Source organism: Nitrospirillum amazonense (assembly GCF_007828035.1).
Lineage (GTDB): Bacteria > Pseudomonadota > Alphaproteobacteria > Azospirillales > Azospirillaceae > Nitrospirillum > Nitrospirillum amazonense.
The window spans coordinates 672,554-695,298 of record NZ_VITV01000003.1 but is presented as its reverse complement, the minus strand read 5'-3'; the positions used below and the strand labels follow the sequence as shown (position 1 = coordinate 695,298).

The window sequence follows — 22,745 nt, the reverse complement described above, 5'->3', positions numbered from 1 at the left end:
TGGCCGGGGTTTTTTGTCAGCCGGCCTGGCTGTCGAGGAAGTTTTCGATCATCTGGGCGAACCGGGGTGGGCACTCCTGCATGGGGTAATGGCCGCAGTTGGGCATCACCATCAGGGTCGCGTTGGGATGCCAGGCGAGGAAGGTGCGTTCCATCGCCGCGGCGTCCAGGCCGGGATCCCTGTCCCCGACCATGACTAAGAAGGGTGTCGCCAGCCCGCGCACCTCATCCACGAAATGGGCCGTCCGCATCATGTGCAGGTAGTGCGGACGGCACTGGGGCGCCACGCGGCTCCGGTTCTGGCGCAGCTTCACCTCCGCCCACTGGTCCGACAGGCCGGTCACGTGTTTGATCAAGCGGCGGAAGGCGTCGTCATCCTCGCAGACGCTGGCGAAGAAGGCGGCGGTCTCGTCCGGCAAGGGGTTGCCGGCGGCGGAGAGGGGGCAGACAGCGACCGCGCTCTTGATGCGCGACGGCACGTCGGCCGCCAGGCGCTGCGTCGCCATGCCGGTCATGGAATGGCCCACGACATGGAAGCGGGACCAGCCGAGACGGTCGGCCACGGCCAGGCAATCGGCGGCGATCTCTTCAATGGTATAGTCGCCCGCCAGGTGCATGGACCGGCCGTAACCGCGCAAATCCACCAGGGCGTAGGTGAAGCGGTGAATGTCCAGATAGGGCCACATGGGTGCGTATGTGCTGGCGTCGCCCAGCCAGTCATGCAGGACCAGCACGGGTTCCGGCCCCGTGCCGTGCAGCGTGACGCCCAATATGTTTCCGGTCATTTCGAACTTTCCTTTTCAAGGCTGCGGGAAAGCCAAAAAGGAAACGCCCTTCCGGCGGACCGGAAGGGCGTTCGAAACTGGGACCAGTCCTATCATACCTCGGCGCGAAGTCAACTCACTCCGCCGGCACCGCCCGGGGATAATGGGGCGCTTCCTCGTGCGCCGCCGCCCCGTCCGCCTTCACCCGGAACCACAGGGCGTAGAGGGCGGGCAGGAAGACCAGGATCAGCACCGTTCCCACGGCCGTGCCGCCGATCAGCACAAAGGCCATGGACCCCCAGAACACCGACTGGGTCAGGGGGATGAAGGCCAGCACGGCGGCCAGGGCCGTCAGGATGACGGGGCGGGCGCGCTGCACCGTGGCCTCGATCACCGCGTGATAGGGCGACAGCCCTTCCTCCTGGTTGGTGTGGATCTGGCCGATCAGGATCAGGGTGTTGCGCATCAGGATGCCCGACAGGCCGATCAAGCCCAGGATGGCGTTGAAGCCGAAGGGCTGGTGGAAGATCAGCAGGACGGGCACCGCGCCCACCAGGCCCAGGGGCCCCGTCAGGAACACCATGGCCATGGCCGACAGCGACCGGGTCTGCAGCACCAGCACCAGCAGGATCAGGGCCGCCATGATGGGGAACATGGGGGCCAGCGCGGCGTTGGCCTTGCCCGCTTCCTCGATGTTGCCGCCCATGTCGATGCGGTAGCCGGCGGGCAGCTTGGCGACGATGGGGGCCAGGGCCTTCTCGATGGCCATGGACACCTGGGGCGGCTGCAGGGCTTCGTCGATGTCGGCCTGGACGGTGATGGTGGGCACGCGGTCGCGGCGGCGCAGGATGGGCTCCTCCGCCCGCACTTCCACATGGCCGATCTGGCTCAGGGGCACCAGGCGGCCGTCGGCGCTGGTCAGGGTCATGTCGCCCAGGCGGGCGGGGTCCAGCCGGTCGGGGCCGGCGCTGCGCGCCGTCACCTGCACCACGCGAATGTCCTCACGCACCTGGGTCACCGGGGCGCCGGTCAGCAGGAACTGCAGCTGCTGTGCGGCGTCGGTGGGGTTCAGGCCGATCAGGCGCAAGCGGTCCTGGTCCAGCACGAAGTGCAGGGTGGGCGCCCGCTCGCCCCAGTCCTGGTTCACCAGGCGGGTGTCGGGGTTGGCCCGCATGACGGCCTGCACCTCATCGGCGATGCCGCGCAGCACCGCCACATCGGGCCCGCTGACGCGGAACATGACGGGGAAGCGCGAGGGCGGACCGAACACCAGCTGCGACACGCGCACCCGGGCCTCCGGCGCCAAACCATCGGATATCGCCTGGCGCAGATTGTCCTTCAGCCGGTCGCGCGCCTTGTCGTCCGGGGTCAGGACGATCATCTTGGCGAAGGACGGGTCGGGCAGCTCGGGATTGTAGGACAGGAAGAAGCGCGGGGCGCCCTGGCCGACATAGGTGGAGACGATCTTCGCCTCCGGCTGCCGGCGCAACCAGTCCTCCACCTTCTTGGCCGCGGCGCTCGTGGCCTCGATGCTGGTGCCCTCGGGCATCTGCACCTCCGCCATGATCTCCGGCCGGTCGGAGGTGGGGAAGAACTGCTGCTTGACGAAGCCCATGCCCACGCCGGCCAGCAGGAAGGTGCCGACCACGGCCAGGGCCACCCGGCCGCGATGGTCCACGGCCCAGGTGATCAGGCGGCGCAGGCGCTGGTAGCGCGGGGTGGCGTAGATGGCGGCATGCCCCCCCGGGATGGGGCGGATGTTGGGCAGCAACTGGACGCCCAGGTAGGGCGTGAACACCACCGCCACCACCCATGAGGTGATCAGGGCGAAGCCCACGATCCAGAAGATGTTGCCGGCATACTCGCCCGCGGTGGACTTGGCGAAGCCCACGGGCGTGAAGCCGATGATGGTGACCAGGGTACCGGACAGCATGGGGGCGGCCGTGTGGCTCCAGGCGTAGGCGGCGGCCTTGATGCGGTCGTACCCTTCCTCCAGCTTCACCACCATGATCTCGATGGCGATGATGGCGTCGTCCACCAGCAGGCCCAGCGAGATGATCAGGGCGCCCAGGGTGATGCGGTCGAAGGCGCGGCCGGTGATCTGCATGATGACGAAGACGGCGGCCAGGGTCAGCGGCACGGCGGCGGCCACGACGATGCCCACGCGCCATCCCAGGCTGGCCAGGCTCACGAACATCACCACGCCCAGGGCGACGAAGAACTTCAGCATGAATTCACCCACCGCCTCGTGGATGTTCACCGCCTGGTCGCTGACCTTGCTCAGCGTCAGGCCCACCGGCAGTTCGGCGGCGATCTTCTTTTCTTCGGCATCCAGGGCCTTGCCCAGTTCCAGACCGTTCCAGCCGTCCTGCATGACCACGCCCAGGGCCAGGGCCGGGTCGCCATCGTGGCGGATCAGGTAGGTGGGCGGGTCCTCATAGCCGCGCTTCACCTCGGCCACGTCCGACAGCTTGAAGGTGCGGCCGCCGGCGACGATGGGGGTGTTGCGGATCTTCTCCAGGTCATCGTAGGCGCCATCCAGGCGGATGAAGACCTGCGGGCCGTCGGTGTCGATGGACCCGGCCGGCGTGACCGTGTTCTGGCGGGCCAGGGCGTCGAAGATGTCGCGGGCGCCGATGCCCAGGGTGGCCAGGCGGGCGTAGGTGAAATCGACGAAGATGCGCTCGGGCCGTTCGCCCAGGATGTCGATCTTCTTCACGCCCGGCACGTGCAGCAGGCGCTGGCGCAGGGTTTCCGCCTCGCGCGTCAGCTGGCGGGCGGGCATGCCCGGTGCCTTGACCGCGTAGACGGCGAAGTCGGTGTCGGAATACTCGTCGTTGACGAAGGGGCCCAGGGCGCCGGACGGCAGGGTGCGGGCCTCGTCCCCCAACTTCTTGCGCGCCTGGTAGAATTGTTCGGGCACGGCCGAGGGCGGTGTCTTGTCCTGCAGCGACAGGGTCATCAGCACCATGCCCGGCCGGGTGAAGGTTTCCACCTTGTCGTACCAGCGCAGTTCCTGCAGGCGCTTCTCCAGGGGTTCGGCCACCAGGTCCTGCATCTCCTGCGCCGTGGCGCCGGGCCAGACGGCGCTGACGGTCAGCACCTTGATGGTGAAGGCGGGGTCCTCGGCGCGGCCCAGCTTGAGGAAGGCGAGGACGCCTGACAGGGTGATGGCGATCAGCAGAAACAGGGTGATGGCGCGTTCGCGGACCGCCAGGGCCGACAGGTTGAAGCCGCTCATTTGAGCACCGCCTGGGCCGAAGCCCCGCTAGTCGGGGCCACACGCACCTTTTCGCCTTCATGCAGGAAGTGGCCGCCCAGGGCCACCACCCGCTCGCCGGCCTTGACACCGCCCAGCAGGGTGGCTTCCTCGGCGCCCAGTTGACCCACGGTCACCGGGCGGAAGGCGATGGTCGCCCGATCACCGCCGGCTTCGGGCGTCAGCACCCAGACGCCGGGGCCCTTGCCCTCGTCGTTCAGGGCGCCCAGGGGGACGGAGACGGGCGGGGTGTCGTCGCCGCTCAGGGACAGGTGCACCGTCACCGTAGCGCCCAGGGGGGCCTGGGCGGCGGCGCCATCCAGGACGTAGCGGGCCTCATAGGTGCGGGTCTGGGTGTCGGCGGCGTCCGACAGCTGGCGCAGGGTGGCGGGGGCGCGCACGGCGCTGCCGTACAGGGTGGCGGCGGCGTGGGAGCCCACGGCCGGCCGCACCGTTTCCGGCAGGTTCACCGCCGCCTCGCGCGGGCCGGCATGGGCCAGGCGCACCACGATCTGGCCGGCGGTGACCACCTGGCCCGGTTCGGCCAGCGTATCCATCACCGTGCCGTCAGCGTCCGCCACCAGAGTGGTGTAGGCGCTGTCGTCCTGCGCCACCCTCAGTTGGGCCAGCGCCGCGTCCAGTTGGGCCTGGGCGCCGTCGGCCGCGGCCTTCTTCTGGTCGTAGGCGGAGGGGGAGACGGCGCCGTTGCCCACCAGGGCGCGATAGCGCGCCTCATCCGCCCGGGCCTGGGTCAGGGTGGCCTTGATCATGGCCACCTGGCCCTGCTGGGTGGTGATGGCGTGGGCGTAGTCGGTGTTGTCCATGCGCATCAGCGGCTGGCCGGCCTTCACGGTCTGGCCGGGGTCCACCAGGCGCTGGATGACCTTGCCTGCGACGCGGAAGCCCAGGCCGCTCTGCACCTTGGCGGTGACGACGCCGACATAGGCGCGCTCGTCGTGCGCCGCCGGCTGGGCCGTGGCCACGCGCACCAGGCGCTCGGCCGTGCGCGGGTCGGGGGCAGGCTTGTCACAGGCGGAAAGCGAGGTGCCCGCCAGGGCCAGGACGGCCAGGGTCAGCAGGCGGGAAGATACGGGGTGCCGCATGGCGAAGCTCCATCCCTGAAGGAGCCTCGACCATACAGACGAGTGACGATTTCGTCAATCCGTCACTCGTTATGCTTCATGCGTCACTTATCACATGTCAGGGCCGCAGGCTGCGCAACACCAACCCGGCCACCGCCGCCGTGGTGGTGTCCAACATGTCCAGCTTCTCTTCCAGCATCAGGGGGTGGGCGAACGGCCACAACGTCTCCTCGATCGCCAGGCACACCTCGTCCAGCGGGGTCTCGCGCTCGAATTCCCCCGCCTCACGTCCGGCGACGACCAGGGTGCGCACCATGTCCCGCAGTTCTTCCTCGTACGTCGTGCCGGCGTGCCAGTTCTCGGTGACGGCGGTGACGACGATGTCGTGCAGCCGGCGTTCCTCGAAGAACAGGGCGGCGCCGGCCCGCGCCAGGGTGGGATAGACGCGGCGCAGGCGTTCCGCCGCGGACGCGGGCTCACTCATGATCACCCGCAACTGCGCGGTGATCTCGCTCAGGCAGCGGGCGCAGATGGCCTCGCCGATGGCCTGCTTGCTGCTGAAGAATTTGTAGATGTAGGCCGTGGACAGGCCGATGGCCTTGGCTAGGTCCGCCACCGTGGTCTTGTGATAGCCGTAATAACGGAAATGCTGGTCGGCGGCTTCGACGATCTGGGCGCGGCGCTCATGGTCGAGGGGGCCGCGCTGGCCGGTGGAGGCCGGGCTGGCGGGGGTGGGGCGCGCTGCGGTGGTCATGGGCGTGCGACCTTCAAAAAAAGGGACCTGGCGCGAACCGATCCGCTTGCCGCCCTATGGCCGTGCCGGGCCGCAAGCCCCGCGGATGATGGGTCCGAAAGTCCCTATGTATGTGACAACTGACACATTGACAATATCGTCACTCAGATAGTGTATAGAATAATTATTAGGATGCAACCATTATCGGGCCGTCGCCATGCCCACCGGAAGCGTGGGTTGGCCGGCGAGGGCGACAAGTCCGCCCACCTTTGATCCCGCGACTGGAAGGATTAGGCCAAAAAGTCCAGGAAGGCGGCCAGCACCTCGTCCGGCCGCTCCTCCTGCAGGGTGTGGCCGCAGTCCAGCGCCCGGCCGCGCACATCGTCGGCCTTCTCCCGCCAGGTGGCCAGCACGTCGTACAGCTGACCCACCGTACCGTGGGCGCCCCACAGGGCCAGCAGCGGCGCCGTGACCCGCTGGTGCCCGTCGGCCGCGTCGTGCGCCAGGTCGATGGTGGCGGCGGCGCGATAGTCCTCGCAGATGGCGTGGCGGGTGGCGGGGTCCTGGTAGCAGCGCAGATACTCGGCGAAGGCCGCCGGTTCGGTGGCGCCGGCGATCTTGTTCTGCCGGTCGATGTGGCTGCGCAGGAAGAATTCCGGGTCCGCGGCGATCAGGCGTTCCGGCAAGGGCGCCGGCTGGATCAGGAAGAACCACCAGAAATACCGGGTGGCGAATTCCTGGTTGGTCAGGGCGTACATGGTGGCGGTGGGTGCCACGTCCAGAAGGGCCAGGCGGCTGACGGCGGCCGCATGGTCCAGCGCCATGCGGTGCGCCACCCGGCCGCCCCGGTCGTGCCCGGCCACGGCGAAGCGTTCGTGCCCCAGCGCCCGCATCAGCAGCACCATGTCCAGCGCCATGGCGCGCTTGGCATAGGGCGCGTGGTCGGCATCGCTTTCCGGCTTGGCGCTGTCGCCATAGCCGCGCAGGTCGGCCGCCACCACGGTGAAGCGCCGCGCCAGGGCCGGGGCGATCTTGCGCCAGGTGACATGGGTCTGTGGATGGCCGTGCAGCAGCAGCAGGGGCGGGCCGTCACCGCCGACGGCCGCCCGCAGGGTGACGCCGGTGTCGACGGTGACGTCCGCCAGGCGGAAGCCGGCCAGGAAGGGGCTGGGGCCCCGCTCAACGAGGGTCGCGTTCATGCCGCCAGCATGCCCCCAGCCGGTTGCCGGCGGTGATGCAAGCTTTGCATAAGCCGATGCTCAGCTTTCGGCCAGTTCCAGTTCATCCGGCAAGGCCGCCGCCAGCTCGGCCCAGTCCAGCTCCTGCTCCAGGGTGTGGAACACGTCGTCGTCGATACGACCGCTGCGCCGCAGGTTGGCCAGGGCGCGGCGCTTGGCGGCGATGGTTTCGCGGCGCAGCTGGGCGGTTTCGCTGGCCTCGCGCGGGTGCCGGCCGCTGGATAGGACGGCGCGGTCGCGCTCATAGATTTCGCGCATCAGGCGCGCGCCGTCGCCGTCCTTGTCCTTCAGGCTGGCCAGGGCCGCATCCAGCAGGGCGCCGCGGGCGAACGTCAGGTCCTGGCTCAGGCTGTCGTCCGCCGGAAAGCGCAGCAGGCGGATCAGCGGCCCCAGCGTCAGGCCCTGCGCCACCAGGGTGCCCAGCACCACGGCCAGGGCGCACAGCACGATCAGGTCGCGCTCGGGGAAGCCCTCCGGCAGGGCCAGTGCCGTGGCCAGCGTCACCAGCCCGCGCATGCCGCACCAGGATACGACCAGCCCCTGGGCCAGGCTGGGCGGCTGGTCGTACCAGCCCCAGCGGGCGATCAGGTTGACCAGGCGGTTGTACAGCATGACCCAGGCTAGCCGCACGCCCACCACCACCGCCAGCACGGTGCCGGCGAATTCCAGGGCGCGGTCCAGCTGCCCGTCGCCCAGGTGGCTCAGAATGCTGCGCGCCTGCAAGCCGGTCAGCAGGAAGGCCAGGACGTTCAGCAGGAAAACCACCGTGCCCCACACGGCGTAGGTGTTGACGCGGTCGCGGGCCCGCTGGCGATAGGGCACGTGGTGGGCCAGGGTCATGGCGTTGGCCACCACGGCCAGGATGGCGGACAGGTGCAGCCGGTCGGCGATGACCCAGACGGTGAAGGTGCCGGCGAAGCTGGCGATGGTCCCGCCCAGCGTGCCTTCCAGCGGCCGCGACAGCACGATGTAGGCGCGCGCCGTCAGGTACCCTACCAGCAGGCCGCCGGGCACAGCCAGTGCCACCTCCGGCGCCAGCTTCTCCAGGCTGCCGTCCCGCGCCCAACCCACCGCCGTGGCGAAGATCAGCAGGGCCACGGCGTCGTTCAGCAGGCTTTCGCCCTTCAGCACGGTGACGGTGCGGCGGGGCAGGCTGAAGCGGCCCAGCATGGTGGTGGCCGCCGCCGCGTCCGGCGGGGCGACGATGGCACCCAGGGCCACGGCCGCCACCAGGGGCATGCCCGCCAGGGCCACGCCGGCCCAGGCGACGGCGGCCGTGGTCAGCACCACGGCCAGGCCGGCCAGCGCCACCAGTGGAATCCATAAGGGCCGCAGGGATCGCGGTGGCAGATCATAGGCGGCGTCCAGCAGGGTGGGGGCGATGAACAGGGTCAACGCCAGGCGCGGGTCCATGCTGATCTGGGGCGACCAGGGCAGGGCCGCCACCAGCCCGCCGGCCAGGGCCAGCAGGGCTGGATAGGGCACGGCCAGGCGGCGCGACACCTGCAGCAGCAGGATGGCGACCACCACCAGCGTCAACATGCTTTCAAACAGCGCCACGTCGGTCCCCGCCTTCCCCCAGCCGGGGCAACCTAGCATTTCGCCGGCGTAAGGGCAGCCGTCAGGCGGGGCGTTCGGCGGTTTCTTCCGCCAGGGTGATCAGGTCACCCTGCAGGTTGCTGTCGTCGCTGGAACAGACGCCCAGCACCAGGGCGCGCTCGCAATCCTTGGCCAGGTAGGCATGGCCCATCATGCTGTCGATGTAGATGCCCTGGCCCTGGCGCAGGGTGACGGGGGCGTAGAACTCCAGGTGCACCTCGATGGTGCCCTCGACCACATAGATGAACTCCTCCCCCTGGTGGCGGACCAGGTCGCCAAACTCCGCCAGGGTGTGGGCCAGCACCTGGGTCAGGATGGGCACCATGCGCTTCCGCCGCAGGTCGGTGCACAGGTATTCGTAGTCGTAGGCGCCGGTGTGGATGCGCACGGAATTGCTGTCGCCGGTCAGGCTGCGCCGGCCGGTGATGACGGGCGGGGCGCCCTTGGCGGTGGCGCCGGGGCCCCGGTCCTGGGCCAGGAATTCGGCCATGCTCAGGCCCAGCCGGCCGGTGAATTGCTCCAGTTTGTCGTAGCTCAGCGACAGCTTGTCGCCTTCCACCTTGGCCAGGGTGGACAAGGGGATGCCCACCTTCTCGCTCATCTGTTTCAGGGTCCAGCCGTTGCGCTGGCGCAGCGCGCCGATCAACTGGCCCAGGGTGGCGTTCTTCTTCATCCGGCTGTCCATGGGGGGCGTGACCCGCCTTTATTCCAGTGGTACGGCCGGTTCGCAAGCGGCACCGGCCAGGCGGGACGGCAGCACGTTGGCCAGCACCAGCCCCTCGGCCAGGATGTCGTCGGGCACTGGGCGGTCCAGCACCAGGCTGGCGGCCAGCCGCGCCAGGGCCGGCGCCATCTGGATGCCGTAGCCGCCCTGGCCGGCGCACCAGTAGAGGCCAGGCACGGCGGCGTCGGGGCCCACCACCGGCTGGCGGTCGGACGCGAAGGTGCGCAGGCCGGCCCAGCTGTGGGTGACGCGGCGCACCGGCAGGTCCAGCGCCTGCTGCACCCGGTCGACGGCGATGGCCACGTCCAGCTCGTCCGGCTGGGCGTCGCAGGGCTCGGTGGGGGTTTCGTCCGCCGGGGACAGCAGCAGCTTGCCCGCGTCGGGCTTCATATAGAATTGTTCATCGGTGTCGAAGACACCGGGCCAGCGGTCGGTGTCGTGGCCCGGCGGCGGATCAACCAGCAGGGCGGTACGCTTCAGCGGCCTCAGCCCCAGGGGGGCGGCGCCGAAGGCCAATCCCACCTGCTCCGCCCAGGCGCCGGCGGCGTTCACCACCTTGGGGGCCGCCACATGGCGATCACCCACGCGCAACACCCACAGATCGTCCTCGCGGCGAGGCTGGTCGGCCAGCGCGTCGGTCAGCAGGGTGGCGCCCCGGCGCTTGGCCAGGCGCAGATAGCCCTGGTGCAGGGCGTCGACGTCGATGTCCATGGCGCTGCCTGTTTGCGCCAGGGCGGCCATGGCCACGTACGCCGGTCGCAGCAGGGGCATTTGGGCCATGGCGTCGGCCACGGGTATCGTCCGCACGCTGTCGCCGATTTCCTCCAGGAAATCCATCAGGCGGGGCACCTGCGCCGCCGTCGCGACGTACAGCAGGCCGCGCGGCGACAGCAGCGGGTGGTCGGCGAAGCCCTCGGGCGGCGCATCGAAAAAGGCCCGGCTGGCCCGGGTCAGGGCCCGCACGTCCGGCCCGCCGTAGGCGGCGGCGTAGAGGGCGGCCGACCGTCCGGTGGCATGCACGCCCGGCCGCGCCTCCGCCTCCAGCACCAGCACCCGCGCGTGGGGGCTCAGCTCTGCCGCCAGGGCGGCCCCGCCCATGCCGGCACCGATGACGATGACGTCATACCTTTCCAATTCCATCTCCCAGCCGGCGATATTCTCCAATCAGAGAAATATTTGGCACGTGGGCGCTCGTCTGTCCAGCCGCAATCTCGCGATCTGCCGGTGACGTTTCAGGTATGTTCATAAAATGAAACACAATAAATACGTTATATAACAATGATCTATATGACAGTTCCTGCACCAGCCAGGCGGAGTTGTTCTCAATTTGGAGAATAATCTCTTGACAGGAAATGAAGCCATCGCGAACTATCCCATCAACGGCGGGAGGGCGGCGATGGGCAAGGGAACGGGCTTGGTCCCGGCTGCGGTGGAGGAGGCGAGGGCGGCGGTGGATGGGGCCGCCCTGGACGCGATCTTCGCGGCCCTGGACACGACCCATCTGCCGGGCGTGGCGGTGGGGGTGGCGCTGGATGGCGTGCCGCTCTATCGCAAGGGCTTCGGCCTGGCCAGCCTGGAGCTGCCGGTCACCCTGTCGCCCACCATCCGCATGCGCATCGGCTCCACCACCAAGCATTTCGGCGCCCTGGCCTACATGCTGCTGGTGGAGGCGGGGTTGGCTGGGCTGGACGACCCGGTGGCCCGGCATGTGCCGGAGATGGCGCGCGCGGCGGCCGGTGTCACCATGCGCCAGCTGATGACCCACCTCAGCGGCCTGCGCTGCAGCCTGGAACTGGCGCTGCAGCTCAGCGGCCCCGGCCACCATCTGTCCACCGCCGACTGCATGCGGCTGATGGCGGATGATGACGACGTGAATTTCCCGGCGGGGGAGGAGTGGTGCTACAACAACGGGGGCTACGTCCTGCTCTCGCTGGCCATCGAGCGGCTGTCGGGGATGAGGCTGGGCGACTTCTTCCGCGACCGCCTGTTCCGCCCCCTGGGTATGAACGACACCCTGCTGCGCCTGGTCGACACCGACTATGTGCCCAACAGCGCGTCCCTGCACATGGCGGATGGCAAGGGTGGCTATTACCGCCAGCCCATCGGGGCGGAGATCGCGGCCGAGGGCGGCATCGTCTCCACCGTCGATGACATGCTGCGCTGGCTGGTCCACCTGCGCGCCGCCCTGGCGGGCCGGCCGACGGTGGGCAGCGCCGAGACCTGGCGCCGCATGGTGGAACCGGCGGTGCTGGCCAACGGCTATGTCACCGGCTATGGGCTGGGCCTGATGGACACGCCCTATCGCGGGGTGCGCACGGTGCATCACGCCGGCGGGGTCATGGGCGGGTCCAGCCAGATGATCACCCTGCCCGACCATGGGCTGGACATCATCGTCATGGCCAACCGCGCCGGCCTGGACCCCATCGATCTGGCTGCCCGCGTCATCGACGCCTGCGTGCCGGCCCTGGGCCTGAAGCTGGAGCCGTATGAGGGCGTCATTCCCACCGGCACCTATTACAACCCGCACAACGGCGGCACCTTCGGCCTGGCGCGGCAGGGGGGCAAGGCCATCATCAGCATGGGCGGCATGGGCCTGCCCTTGGTGCGGGCGGATGACGGCCTGCTGCGCCCCAACGTCGCCATCTTCCACATGGGCCTGGATGTGCCGGAAACGGAAGAGGCGCCCAAGACCCTGCGCGCGATGGAGTTCGGGGTGGAGCGGGAGCTGGTGCTGCTGGAACCGGACCCCGCGGCCGATCTGCGTCCCCAGGCTGGCCGCTATGTCGCCGCCGCCTCTGGCACGACGGCGGTGGTGGAGCCTGACGGGGATGGCCGGACGGGTCGCCTGGTCCTCACCGGCCGCCATGGCGCCCTGCGCCACCGTTTGGCGAACCTGGCGCCCGGCCTGTGGGACGCCAAGCCCCTGGATCTGCCCGTGCCCATCGTCGGCGGCCTGATCGCCTTCGACAGTCAGGGCTTTACCTTCAACAGCGGCCGCACCCGCCGGCTGCGCTTCCGCAAGGTGTCCTGATGCGTACCGGTCCCCTCACGGTTTTCGTCGCCGGCCTGGTGCATGAGACCAACAGCTTCTCCCCCCTTCCCACGTCCATGCGGTCCTTCACCAACGACCTGCGGCACTTCGGCGGTGATCCGGCCACCCTGGCGCGGGCGCGGGTGCTGCCGGCCTATGGCGATCTGTTCACGGTGGCGGAACGGCACGGCGACCGGGTGATCGACGGCCCGACCGCGGGGGCCCAGCCCTCCGGTCCTGCGCCGCGGGGCGTCTATGAGGGCCTGCGCGACGCCCTGCTGGCCGACCTGAAGGCGGCCATGGCGGCGGAGCGGGTGGACATGGTGGTGCTGACCCTGCACGGCGCCATGGTGGCGCAGGACTATCCTGACTGTGAAGGTGACCTGCTGACCCACGTGCGGGCCCTGGTCAGCCCGGACATGCCGGTGGGCGTAACCCTGGATCTGCACGGCAACGCCACCCGGGCCATGGTGGATAGCGGCGCTGTCATCATCGCCTGTAAGGAATATCCCCACATCGATTTCCTGGCCCGCATGGAGGAGCTATACACCATCCTCTCCGCCATGGCGCGCGGTGGCCCGAAGGCCCGGACCCACATCCGCAAGGTGCCGGTCATGGGCCTGTTCGGCACGACGGAGCAGCCGATGCGGGGTTTTGTCGACCGGCTGGCCAGCTATGAGGGGCGGGATGGCGTGCTGTCCGTTTCCATGATGCACGGCTTCATCTGGTCCGACACCGAACATACCGGCGCCGCCGTCCTGGCGGTATCGGACGGCAGCGACCTCGCCGCCGTCGATCGCGTGCTGGCCGCCGTCGCCGCCGACTTTCAGGCCATCGTCACGGCAGCCCCCCTGCAGGAGCGCCTGCCCCTGGACCAGGCGGTGGACAAGGCCGTGGGCCTGATGGGGTCCGGCAAGCCGGTGGTCCTGGCCGACAGTTCCGACAATCCCGGCGGCGGGGCGGCGTGCGACAGCACCTTCGTCCTGCGCGCGCTGCTGGACCGGGGCGTCCAGGACGTGGCGCTGGGCATGATCTGGGACCCGCAGGCGGCCTTGATCGCGGCCGATGCCGGCGTGGGCGCCAAGCTGCCGCTGCGCATCGGCGGCAAGGTCGGGCCCCTGTCCGGCGACCCGGTGGATCTGGAGGTCACGGTGACGGCGGTGCGCGACGACATCCGCCAGCGCGGCCTGGCCACGGATGGCGACGACCCTATCGGCCTGGCCGTGGCCCTGCGTGCCGGCACCTGGGACATCGTGCTGAACAGCACGCGGCAGCAGACCTTCTCCCCCGGCTGTTTCACCGAATTGGGCATCGACCTCTCGGCCAAGGCCCTGGTGGTGGTGAAGTCCACCCAGCATTTCCGCGCCACCTTCGATGCCATTTCGTCGGCCACCGTCTACTGCGACGCGCCGGGGTCCCTGAACATGAACCTGGGGGCACTGCCTTACCGCCATCTGCGCCGGCCCATCTGGCCCTTGGACCCCGTGTCGTGACCAACGCGGCGGTGCCCATGCCGGCGGCATCATGGGGGCGCCTCCGCGCCCTGATGGTCCTGGCGCTGGCCATGCTGGCGGGGATGGTGGCCCGCACGCTGCTGTCGCCGGTGCAGGAACTAGCCAAGGCCGACATGGGCCTGTCCGACAATCAGATGGGCCTGATCCAGGGCATGGCGCTGGCCCTGCCCGTGGCGGCGCTGGCGGTGCCCATCGGCCGGCTGGTGGACCGTACCCGGCGGGTGACCCTGCTGCTGGCCCTGTCCGCGCTGTGGATCGCGGGCACGGTCCTGTCGGCCCTGGCCTGGGATTTCGCCAGCCTGTTCGTGGGCCGCATGCTGGTGGGGCTGGGGGCCGCCGGCGCCGTCCCGGCCATCCTGTCCCTGACCGCCGACCTGTCCACGCCACAACGCCGGGGCCGGGCCGTCATGGTTATGGTGATCGGTCAGGCGGCGGGCATGGCGGCGGCCTTTGCCGGGGGTGGGGCCCTGGTGGGGATGCTGACGCCAGCGGCGGGGCTGCCTGTGGGGTTGACCGCCTGGCGCGCCACGATGCTGCTGGTGGCGCTGATGATGCTGGCGGCCACGGCTTTGCTGATCTGGTTGGCCGAGCCCGCCAGGCAGGGAGGCGCGGCCGACGCGGCGCCGGACGTATCGCTACGGCTGGGGCCTGCCCTGGCCGAACTGTGGCGCCTGCGCCGCCTGGTGGCGCCCCTGATGGCCGGCATGATCACCGTCAACATGGGCGACGCCGCCGCCACCGTCTGGGCGGTGCCGGTGCTGACGCGATCCTTCGGCCTGCAGCCGGCGGACTTTGGCGGCTGGATGGGCGTGCTGCTGGGGTTGTCGGGGGCGGGCGGCACCGTCCTGGGCGGCCTGGTCGCCGATTGGGGGCACAAGCGGAATGCCGGGGGCGGCATTTTGTGGGGGGCCTTGGGCGGTGCGGCGCTGTCGGTGCCGGCCGCCCTGTTCGCCCTGGCGCCCGGCGTGCCGCTGTTTGCCCTGCTGCTGGCGCTGCTGATGGTGGCGGGCGCCATCGTGGCCGTGGGCGTGGCCTCGGCCATCACCCTGCTGGTGCCCAACCATCTGCGCGGCCTGTGCCTGGGCCTCATGAGCGCCCTGGGTGTCTTCATCAGCCTGGGCCTGGCGCCCAGCATCGTCAGCCTGCTGGCGCAGGCGCTGGGGGGCGAGGAGCACCTGCCCCTGGCCCTGGCGCTGGAGGGGGCGGTGGCCAGCCTGGTGGGGGTGCTGACCTTCCGGCGGGCGCTGCGCGCGGCTCGTTCTTAAGGACAAGGGACAATAAACCCTTGAATTGTTTTTCAAGGGAAAAAGTCAATCCTCATATGGCAGCATTGTTGAGTTTTCCCGCCTGTCTATAGTCATCCCACCCATTCCGCGAAGAATTGAGGGGAGGAAGACTATGGCGATCTACACCCACGTTTCCGTCGGCACCAACGACCTGGCCAAGGCCCGGGGCTTCTATGACGACGTGCTGGGCAAACTGGGCCTGAAGCGGGTGGCCGACCTGGGCGACAACGGTTCCATCTGGGGTGAGGACAAGCCGTCCTTCTTCGTGCTGAAGCCGGCCAACGGCCAGCCCGCCACCGTCGGCAACGGCGTCACGGTAAGTTTCGAGGCGCCCAATCGCGCCATGGTCGACGCCTTCCATGCGGAGGCCCTGGCAAAAGGCGGTGTGTGCGAAGGCAAGCCGGGCCCCCGTGGCTGGGCGCCCAACGCCTATGCCGCCTACGCCCGCGACCTGGACGGCAACAAGCTGGCCGCCTATTGCTTCAAGCCCGAGTGACCGGTTCCACGATCTCATGAAAACGGCGCCGCAGCGATGCGGCGCCGTTTGCTTTTGAACACAAGTAGCCGGACGCGATTGCGCCCGGTGCCCATGGGTGTCCTTACCCGCCGATCTGCAGCATGCGCAGGTTGTTGGTGGTGCCGGCCTGGGCGAAGGGGATGCCGGCCACGACGATGATCTGGTCGTGCAGCTTGGCGAACTCGGCGCTCTGCGACATGGTGGTGGCGACATCCACCATCTGCTCGTAGGAGTGGATGTCCTCCGACAGGGCGCTGTGCGTGCCCCACAGCAGGCACAGGCGGCGCGACACGGCCTGGTCGGCGGTGATGGCCAGGATGGCCACTTCCGGCCGCTTGCGGGCGATACGGGCGGCGGTGGTGCCGCTGGAGGTGAAGGCGACGATGACCGGCGCCCGCACGGCTTCCGCCAGGTCGGCGGCGGCGGCGGCCACGGCATGCGGCGGCGTCTGCTCTTCCGCCGGCTCCGACGCGCGGATGAGGGAGTGGTACAGCTTGTGCCGCTCGGTCGTGGCGATGATGCGGTCCATCATGGACACTGCTTCCAGCGGATAGGCGCCGCTGGCGGATTCCGCCGACAGCATGACGGCGTCGGCGCCGTCATAGATGGCGGTGGCCACGTCCGATGCCTCGGCGCGGGTGGGGGTCGGGGCGGCCACCATGCTGTCCAGCATCTGGGTGGCGACGATGACCGGCTTCACCGCCAGGCGGCAGGCGCGCACCAGTTCCTTCTGGCGGCCGGGCACCTCCTCCTGCGGGATTTCCACGCCCAGGTCGCCGCGGGCCACCATGATGGCGTCCGACAGGCGGATGATGTCGTCGATCTGGTCCAGGGCCTGCGGCTTCTCGATCTTGGCCATCAGGCCGGCGCGGTCGCCGATCAGGCCGCGCGCCTCGATCATGTCGCTGGGCTTCTGCACGAAGGACAGGGCCACCCAGTCCACGCCCAGGTTGAGGCCGAATTCCAGGTCGGCGCGATCCTTGGCGGTCAGGGGCGACAGGTTCAGCAGGGTGCCGGGCAGGTTCACGCCCTTGCGGTTGGAGATGATGCCGCCCACCACGACCTCTGCCGTCATGCTGTCGTCGCCCAGGCTGGTCACCTTCACCCGCACGCGGCCGTCGTCGATCAGCAGGTGATGGCCCGGCAGGACGGCGGCGAAAATCTCGGGGTGCGGCAGGGGGATGGCGTCGCGGTCGCCGTCCTGGCCCTTCAGCACGAAACGGATGGTGTCACCCTTGGCCACCGCGATCTTGCCGTCCTTGATGGTGCCGACGCGGATCTTGGGGCCCTGCAGGTCCTGCAGGATGCCGATGGGCCGGCCCACTTCCTTTTCCAGCGCCCGGATGTGGGCGTGGACCTTGGCATGGTCCTCATGGGTGCCATGGCTGAAGTTCAGGCGGAAGGTGTCCACCCCCGCCAGGAACAGCGCCTTCAGCATCTCGGGTGAGTTGCTGGCGGGTCCGACGGTGGCGACGATCTTGGCACGGCGGTGGCGACGCATTGTTGTTTTCGGCCCTGGCGGGCCGCCCCAGAAGTGAAGGCCGGTTGGAAACGGTGCCCGGGCGCATCGTCGGCATGGCCAACGGTTGCCCGGTCCGGTTGGCGGCGATGGTAACCGCTTCGCCCGCCGACAACAACACGGGGATATGCGAAATTCCGGTTAAAGGCGGTAATTTTACTACATGGCAGATGGGCCCTCTGGGCGGGTCATGCCACGATGTTGGCACCCCCATCGATATAAAGGGTGCTGCCCGTCAGGCGCCGGGCGAAGGGGCTGGCCAGGTAGGCGCAGGTGTAGCCGACGTCCATGATATCGACCAATTCCCCAACCGGCGCGCGGCTTATGGCGTCGTTCAGGAGGCGATCGAAGTCCTTGAGACCGGATGCCGCACGGGTCATCAGCGGACCGGGCGACAGGGCGTGCACGCGAATGCGCTGTGGTCCCAGCTCATGCGCCAGGTAGCGGCACGACGCCTCCAGCGCTGCCTTGACGGGCCCCATGACGTTGTAATTGGGCACCACGCGGTCGGCACCCAGATAGCTCATGGCGAACATGGCGCCGCCGTCAGCCATCAGGGGAGCCGCCAGCTTGGCCATGCGGATGAAGGAATGGCAGGAGATGTCCATGGCACGGGCGAAGCCCTCGGCTGAGCAGTCCAGCAGGCCGCCCTTCAGATCCTCCTTGGGGGCATAGGCGATGGAATGCACCAGGATGTCCAGCCCGCCCCAGGTTTCGCGCACCGCGTCGAATACCGCCTCCAGCTGTCCCGGCGCCGTCACGTCCAGGGGCAGGAACAGGCGGGCGCCCAGTTCCCGCGCCAGGGGTTCCACATGCGGCTTGGCCTTGTCGTTCAGGTAGGTCAGGGCCAGGTCCGCCCCCACCTCGTGGAAGGCCTTGGCGCAGCCATAGGCGATGGACTGGTCGTTGGCGATGCCCACCACCAGGGCGCGCTTGCCGGCCAGGATGCGGTGGGGGGTGGGCAGATTGGATGTCTCGGTGCTCATCAGTTCGCTCCCGTCAGCAGGCGCCGCGTGTGGCGGGCGATCATCTGTTCCTCATCCGTGGGCACGATCCAGACGGCCGTGCGGCTGTCAGGCGTGCTGATGCGCGCGGCACCCTCACCGGGGTGCGCATTGGCCCCGCTGTCCAGCTCCACCCCCAGCCAGGCGGTGTGGCGGCAGACCGCCTCGCGCACGCCGGCGCTGTGTTCCCCGATGCCGGCGGTGAAGACCAGGGCGTCCAGCCCGCCCAGCGCCGCCGCCAGCGACCCGATCTCCCGCCCGATGCGATAGGTGAACAGGTCCACCGCCAGCTTGGCCCGGGGTTCGGGCGAGGTTTCCAGCGTGCGCATGTCGCTGGAAATGCCGGAGACGCCCAGCAGGCCGGACCGCTGGTAGAGCAGCTTTTCCAGGTCGCGCGGCCCCATGTGCATCTCATCCATCAGGTACAACAGCACGCCGGGGTCCAGGGTGCCGCTGCGGGTTCCCATGGGCAGGCCCTCCACGGCGGTGAAGCCCATGGTGCTGGCGACACTGCGCCCGGCATCGATGGCGCACAGGCTGGCGCCGTTGCCCAGGTGGGCGACGATGACCTTGGCGTCGCCCAGCCCCAGGGCCGGCAGCTGGCCAGCGATGTACTCGTAGGACAGGCCGTGGAAGCCATAGCGGCGCACGCCCCGGTCGGTGATGTCCGCCGGCAGGGCGAAGGCCTGGGCCAGGACCGGCTGGGTGGCGTGGAAGGCGGTATCGAAGCAGCCGACCTGGAACAGGCCGGGCGTGCTGGCCAGGATGCTGCGCGCTGGTGCCAGGTTGTGCCGCTGGTGCAGGGGCGCCAGGGGCACGAAGGCGGCCAGCCGGTCCAGCACGGCGGCGTTCAGCGCCGCCGGGGCGGTGAAGTCGCCGCCGCCGTGGACGATGCGATGGCCCACCGCCTCCACCGTGTGGCCTTCCAGATGGGTGTTGATGAACGCCATCAGGAAGCGCGTGGCGGCGTCATGGTCGAAGGCACCGGCCTCGGCACCGGTCCAGCGCCGCTCCCCCACCACGTCGCCGGCGGGATGGCGGGCGATGAAGTGGGCGTTGTCGGTGCGCAGCCCCTCGATCTGGCCCTTCAGGAACAGTTCCAGCTGCCGGGTCTCATCCGCGAACAGCGAGAACTTGATGCTGGAGGAGCCGGCGTTGATGACGATGATGGCGTTGCTGATCTTTCTCCGGCGCATGGGCTTACCCCACCGCCTTGGCCGAGAGGGTGCGGCGGTGGCGGGCGATCAGGGCCGCCACCGCGCAAGAAGCCAGGCGTGCCGGCACACTGTCGGCCCGGCTGGTCAGGATGATGGGGACCCGGGCGCCCAGCACGATGCCGGCGGCGTCCGCACCGGCCAGGAAGGTCAGGCTCTTGGCCAGCATGTTCCCCGCCTCCAGATCCGGCACCAGGATGACGTTGGCATGGCCGGCGACGGGGGAGGTCAGGTGCTTGATGGTGGCGGCCTGGGGGCTGATGGCGTTGTCCAGCGCCAGGGGGCCGTCCAGGATGGCGCCGGTGATCTGCCCGCGCTCCGCCATCTTGCACAGGGCGGCGGCCTCGATGGTGGAGGGGATCTTGGGGTTCACCGTTTCCACCGCCGACAGGATGGCGACGCGCACCTCGCCGAAGCCCAGGATCAAGGCCAAGTCGATGGCGTTCTGAACGATGTCCACCTTCTCCGCCAGCGTGGGCGCGATGTTGACGGCGGCGTCGGTGATGATCAGCGGATCGTCATGCCCCGGAATGTCCATGACGAAGCAATGGCTGAGGCGGCGGGCGGTGCGCAGGCCGGTGTCCGTCTTGACCACGGCGCCCATCAGCTCATCCGTGTGCAGGCTGCCTTTCATCAGGGCCTCGGCCTTGCCCTCCCGCACCAGTTCCACCGCCCGCTGGGCGGAGGCGACGCTGTGCGGCGTGTCGACGATGGGCAGGGTGCCGATGTCCAGGCCCGCCTGCTCCGCCACGGCGCGGATGCGCGCCTCGGGTCCCACCAGGATGGGGGCGATCAGGCCGAGGCGGGCGCCGTCCACCGCCCCCTCCAGCGCGCTCAGGTCGCACGGGTGGGCCACCGCCGTTGGCGGCGGGCCGGCTTGGTGGGCGGCGGCGATCAGGCGCTGGTACTTCTTGTGCCGGGCGATGTCGGCCTGCACCGTGGGGGTGGTCGCGGCGGTCGGGCTGTCCATGGCGGTCTCCATAGCGGGGCGGTTTCAGGCGATGGCGGAGGTGCGGCGGCGGGGCTTGGGCGCCGCCGGCGGGGGTACGGCCTGGAACAGCGCCGTCACCTTGTCCAGGCGTGCCGTCACGTCGGGGCCTGGCGCCTCCCCCGCCTCGACCACCTGGCGCAAGGCGTCGGCGGCGCGGGCGCGCGCCTCCGGGTCCGCCGGCAGCAAGTCGGAAAGGGCCGCCATGGCCGCCGCCGTGTCCCGGTGCAGCAGGGCCGACTGCTCCCGCACCAGGGCCTTGAACTGGGCCAGGGTCAGGCGCGCCTGCGCCGGGGCCTGGTCGCGCAGGGCTCGCAGCACGGCGAAGCGCCGCTCGTCGGCGCCGGCATGGGCATCCGCCTGCAGGACGTACAGCAGGCCGCGGACGACGGCTGCGGGGATGCCGCCCTGGCGCAGCCGGTTGGCGCCGACCTCTGCATCCTCAAGGTCGGCCAGCACCGGCCGGTCCCGCGTCGAGGCGTTCACGCCGACGGCGGCTTGGAGCAGGGCGGAGCCGTAGAAGGTCAGGAAGAAGGTCTCCGTCGCTAGATCGCGCAGGTCACGCCACGTGTCCAGCATCTCCACGATGCCGTCCGACATCGTCTCCTGCGCCTTCAGGAAGGGGTTGTCGTCCGCCACGGGCCGGCGGTGGGCGCGGACGACGTTCGCCAAGCCGGCGACGGGCAGCATCATCGGGTTCTTGTCGGAGAAGATCTCGAAGCGCAGGCGGTTGGGGTGCATCCGCCGCAGCCACTCCGCGCCCTGGTCCGTCGCCATGCGCTTAACAACCGGGCGCAGGGTGCGGCCATACAGGTCGCGGTTCAGGGCGGAGACGCGGGCCACGGTGGCGAAGCGGCGGTCGTCGCGCGCGTCGTTGCCGCCCAGCGCGCGGATGTCGTCCAGGCAGCGCCGCTCGAAACGGGTCAGGTAATGGCCGGACACCAGCTCGGCATGGGCCACGCCCGTTTTTTCCGTGAACACCGCCTCATATAGGCCCGGCGGCAGGACGTCGATCAGATCCATGGTCCGGGTGAACTCGTCATGCTCCTTGGCCGCGACCTTGGCGGAGACGAAGATGCCCAGGTGGCCGATGCTGGGGTGCAGGGAATAGACGATGGTCTGGCCGCCGGCCGCCAATTCCGCGTCGCTGTCGTAGAGATCCAGGATCCAGTCCAGCGCCTGCTGTGGCGGGGTGATGTCGTCCCCCCAGGAGCAGAAGACGACGATGGGTGACTTGATGGCCCGCAAATCGACCTTGGTGCCGTCCGACAGGGCGATGCCGCCCCGGGTCAGGCGGTTGCCCAGGAACAGCTCATCGGCGATGTATTGCATCTCCCCCGCGTTCAGCAGGATGGGGCTGCCCCACCAGCGTTCGAACTCCAGGAAGCGCGGGCCTTCCGTGTCCACTCTGGAATAGACGGCGTAGTTCTTTTTCCACAGGGTGTTGGCGGGGTTCATGCTCTCGAAATTGGCGATCAGGGCGGCGCCGTCGAAGATGCCGTTGCCCAAATCGCCGCTCAGCGTCGTCAGCCAGGTGCCGCCCAGCAGTCCGCCCAGATAGCGCAGCGGGTTCTTGGCATGCACCCCCGCCCAGTACGACAGCGGCGACCCCGCCAGCACGATGGGGCCCGTCAGGTCCGGCCGGGTGGCGGCCATCATCATCACCTGCCAGCCGGCCTGGCAATTGCCGATCAGGCTGGGCTTGCCGTCCGCCTCCGGATGCAGGCCGGCCACCGTTTCCACGAAAGTGGCCTCCGCCCGGCAGACATCCTCCACCGTCTGGCCCGGCACCGGCTGGGGCAGGAAGCCCACGAAATAGCAGGGATGCCCTTCCGCCAGGGCTACGCCGATTTCGCTGTCATGCTTCATGCCGCCGATGCCGGGGCCGTGGCCGGCGCGGGGATCGAAGACGACGAAGGGACGCAGGCGGGGATTGGTGGGCCGTCCGTCTGGCGGCAGGATGCGTACCAGGCAGTAGTTGACCGGCCGCGCCAGCGTCCGTCCGTCCGTCACCAGCTCGTAGGGGAAGCTCAGGACGTTGGGCCAAGCCTCGTCCATATAGCGGAAATGGTCGTTGCCGCGCTGGCGCAGCACATCCAGGAACAGCAGGGAGCGCTGGCCCGCGTCCACCCAGTAATCCACGGCCTGCCGGGCCAGGGTGGCCCAGGGGGCGAGGGGCGGCGATTCCGTCCGCGTGGGGGTCGTCGCGATGGCCGCCGATGCCGTATCCATGAAGTTTCCTCATTTCAGGAAGAATGCTGCATAGCGGTAATA

17 protein-coding genes are annotated in these 22,745 nt (G+C 69.3%); 4 read left to right on the top strand and 13 right to left on the bottom strand.

Annotated elements, in window-relative coordinates; genetic code table 11:
• Positions 1-16 precede the first annotated feature (16 nt).
• The 8 genes from FBZ87_RS10940 to FBZ87_RS10905 form a co-directional block, all read right to left on the bottom strand.
• Positions 17-784 (bottom strand): alpha/beta fold hydrolase, encoded by a 768-nt coding sequence (locus FBZ87_RS10940; RefSeq protein WP_145610338.1) that lies wholly within the window; start codon positions 782-784, stop codon positions 17-19.
• A 115-nt stretch (positions 785-899) separates the two neighbouring features.
• Positions 900-4,004 (bottom strand): efflux RND transporter permease subunit, encoded by a 3,105-nt coding sequence (locus FBZ87_RS10935; RefSeq protein WP_145610337.1) that lies wholly within the window; start codon positions 4,002-4,004, stop codon positions 900-902.
• A complete protein-coding gene (locus tag FBZ87_RS10930; RefSeq protein ID WP_145610336.1) occupies positions 4,001-5,125 on the bottom strand; it encodes an efflux RND transporter periplasmic adaptor subunit in 1,125 nt (374 codons plus the stop codon). Before FBZ87_RS10930 ends, FBZ87_RS10935 begins: the two co-directional genes overlap by 4 nt.
• Positions 5,126-5,222: 97 nt before the next feature.
• Positions 5,223-5,858: a TetR/AcrR family transcriptional regulator gene (locus tag FBZ87_RS10925; protein ID WP_145610335.1), complete on the bottom strand. Its 636-nt coding sequence runs from the start codon at positions 5,856-5,858 to the stop codon at positions 5,223-5,225.
• Between the two features lie 269 nt (positions 5,859-6,127).
• Positions 6,128-7,036 carry an alpha/beta fold hydrolase gene (locus FBZ87_RS10920; RefSeq protein ID WP_145610334.1) on the bottom strand — a complete coding sequence of 303 codons (909 nt, stop codon included), beginning with the start codon at positions 7,034-7,036 and terminating at the stop codon, positions 6,128-6,130.
• 60 nt (positions 7,037-7,096) lie between these two features.
• Positions 7,097-8,635, bottom strand: a complete 1,539-nt coding sequence (locus FBZ87_RS10915) for a cation:proton antiporter (protein ID WP_145610333.1) — start codon at positions 8,633-8,635, stop codon at positions 7,097-7,099.
• Between the two features lie 61 nt (positions 8,636-8,696).
• Positions 8,697-9,347: a helix-turn-helix domain-containing protein gene (locus FBZ87_RS10910; RefSeq protein WP_145610332.1), complete on the bottom strand. Its 651-nt coding sequence runs from the start codon at positions 9,345-9,347 to the stop codon at positions 8,697-8,699.
• A 30-nt stretch (positions 9,348-9,377) separates the two neighbouring features.
• Complete coding sequence (locus FBZ87_RS10905; protein ID WP_422394500.1) at positions 9,378-10,532, bottom strand: NAD(P)/FAD-dependent oxidoreductase; 1,155 nt, start codon at positions 10,530-10,532, stop codon at positions 9,378-9,380.
• A gap of 262 nt (positions 10,533-10,794) precedes the next feature.
• Here FBZ87_RS10905 and FBZ87_RS10900 point away from each other — a divergent pair, with 262 nt between their 5' ends.
• From FBZ87_RS10900 to FBZ87_RS10885, 4 genes are all read left to right on the top strand, one after another.
• The gene (locus FBZ87_RS10900) at positions 10,795-12,429 is read left to right on the top strand and encodes a serine hydrolase domain-containing protein (RefSeq protein ID WP_145610330.1); all 1,635 of its coding nucleotides are present in this window, start codon (positions 10,795-10,797) and stop codon (positions 12,427-12,429) included.
• Positions 12,429-13,922: a M81 family metallopeptidase gene (locus FBZ87_RS10895; protein WP_145610329.1), complete on the top strand. Its 1,494-nt coding sequence runs from the start codon at positions 12,429-12,431 to the stop codon at positions 13,920-13,922. Before FBZ87_RS10900 ends, FBZ87_RS10895 begins: the two co-directional genes overlap by 1 nt.
• The gene (locus tag FBZ87_RS10890; RefSeq protein ID WP_145610328.1) at positions 13,919-15,208 is read left to right on the top strand and encodes an MFS transporter; all 1,290 of its coding nucleotides are present in this window, start codon (positions 13,919-13,921) and stop codon (positions 15,206-15,208) included. The genes FBZ87_RS10895 and FBZ87_RS10890 overlap by 4 nt, the downstream gene beginning before the upstream one ends.
• Before the next feature lie 133 nt (positions 15,209-15,341).
• Positions 15,342-15,725, top strand: coding sequence for a VOC family protein (locus FBZ87_RS10885; protein WP_145610327.1), 384 nt, complete (start codon positions 15,342-15,344; stop codon positions 15,723-15,725).
• A gap of 103 nt (positions 15,726-15,828) precedes the next feature.
• Here the strand turns inward: FBZ87_RS10885 and pyk are convergent, their stop codons facing one another.
• The 5 genes from pyk to FBZ87_RS10860 form a co-directional block, all read right to left on the bottom strand.
• Positions 15,829-17,247 carry a pyruvate kinase gene (gene pyk / locus FBZ87_RS10880; protein ID WP_145610326.1) on the bottom strand — a complete coding sequence of 473 codons (1,419 nt, stop codon included), beginning with the start codon at positions 17,245-17,247 and terminating at the stop codon, positions 15,829-15,831.
• A 206-nt stretch (positions 17,248-17,453) separates the two neighbouring features.
• Positions 17,454-18,251 carry an enoyl-ACP reductase FabI gene (gene fabI, locus FBZ87_RS10875; RefSeq protein ID WP_145610325.1) on the bottom strand — a complete coding sequence of 266 codons (798 nt, stop codon included), beginning with the start codon at positions 18,249-18,251 and terminating at the stop codon, positions 17,454-17,456.
• Entirely contained in the window at positions 18,251-19,465 is a 1,215-nt protein-coding gene (locus tag FBZ87_RS10870; RefSeq protein ID WP_186454697.1) for an acetate/propionate family kinase, read from the bottom strand. Before FBZ87_RS10870 ends, fabI begins: the two co-directional genes overlap by 1 nt.
• Positions 19,466-19,469: 4 nt before the next feature.
• Positions 19,470-20,453: a phosphate acetyltransferase gene (locus FBZ87_RS10865; protein ID WP_145610324.1), complete on the bottom strand. Its 984-nt coding sequence runs from the start codon at positions 20,451-20,453 to the stop codon at positions 19,470-19,472.
• Positions 20,454-20,477: 24 nt separating this feature from the next.
• Positions 20,478-22,703 carry a DUF3141 domain-containing protein gene (locus FBZ87_RS10860; protein ID WP_145610323.1) on the bottom strand — a complete coding sequence of 742 codons (2,226 nt, stop codon included), beginning with the start codon at positions 22,701-22,703 and terminating at the stop codon, positions 20,478-20,480.
• Positions 22,704-22,745 lie beyond the last annotated feature (42 nt).